Origin of the sequence: Bradyrhizobium sp. Ai1a-2, assembly GCF_000426245.1 — a bacterium.
GTDB lineage: Bacteria > Pseudomonadota > Alphaproteobacteria > Rhizobiales > Xanthobacteraceae > Bradyrhizobium.
The window spans coordinates 1-1204 of sequence record NZ_AUEZ01000241.1 but is presented as its reverse complement, the minus strand read 5'-3'; the positions used below and the strand labels follow the sequence as shown (position 1 = coordinate 1204).

Genomic DNA, 1204 nt, shown 5'->3' with positions numbered 1-1204 from the left:
CGCGGATGTTGCCGTGGCGCAGGGGTTGGTGTTCGGAGGGCTCGTCGAGAAAGGTGCGATCCAGGCCGTTCTGGAGGATGGAGCGGATCGAGGCGACGGATCGCGCCTTGATCAGAATGCCGCGCCGGCAGGCTGCGTCGACGCGCTCGGCGCCGTAGCTTTTGACGAGCGACAGAATGCCGAGGCAGGTGCGAAAGCCTTGCTCGGGATGTGGCCGGGCCGCGATCACCGCCTGGAAGAAGGCGGCGGTCGACGGGCCGATCCGATCGCCGGCGGCGATCACTCTGGCGGGCGTCCATTGGCCGTAGCGGCGATGGGCGCTGGGCATGTGGTCGGTGACGGTGGTGTGGCCCCGCCGGTTGGGCGCGCGGGCGTGGCTGGCGATCCTGCGGCCGCTGTGGAAGATCTCGACCGTCCTATCGTCGATGCGCGCATCGACAAGCTCACGGATGAGCCGATACGGCGTGGAATACCAGTGTCCGTCGATCTCGATATGATAGTCGGGGCCGACCCGGCATCGCTTCCAGCGCGCGAAAGCGTAGGCCAGGTCCGGCAGCTTTGTGAGCTTGGGCTTGTCGAGGTCGGCGAACAGTTCGGCACGGCTGACACCAAAGTCGCGCATCTGCCGGGCATTGAGTTCGACGACGAGGATTTTGATTGCTGCGTTCAGCTCCGCCAACGAAAAGAAGCGTTGGTTGCGCAACCGCGCCAGAATCCATCGCTGCGCGACTTGCACCGCAACTTCGACCTTTGCCTTATCTTTTGGGCGTCGCGGCCGGGCTGCGAGAATGGCCGTGCCGTAATAGCTCGCCATCTCGGCATAGGTTCGGTTGAGGCCGGGGTCGTGGCGATCGGGATTGGTGACAGCGGCCTTCAGATTGTCGCAGACCACGAACGTCGGCGCCCCGCCGAGGAAAGTGAAAAGGTTGATGTGGACCCGGATCCAGTCAGCGAGCCCTTCGGTTGGGCAGGCCTCGGCGTATGTATAATTGGAGGCGCCCATTGCCGCGACGAACAGCTTCATCGGCTGCACTTCCCCGGTTAAGGGGGCGATGACGTCGATGGTGTCGCCGGCGAAATCCACGAAAACCTTCTCGCCGCCCAGATGGGTCTGCCGCATCGAAGGTCGGGCCCGCCCCTTCCAGGCCTCGTAGGTCGTGCAAAACCAAGTATAGCCGAATCCATCGGGATGGGTGGCGCGATA

The 1204-nt window shown here is 64.0% G+C and carries 1 protein-coding gene; it reads right to left on the bottom strand.

Annotated features, from left to right (window positions below; genetic code table 11):
- Window positions 1-1204: IS21 family transposase (gene istA / locus K288_RS49225; protein WP_043162549.1), on the bottom strand; the 1204-nt coding region annotated here is incomplete at both ends.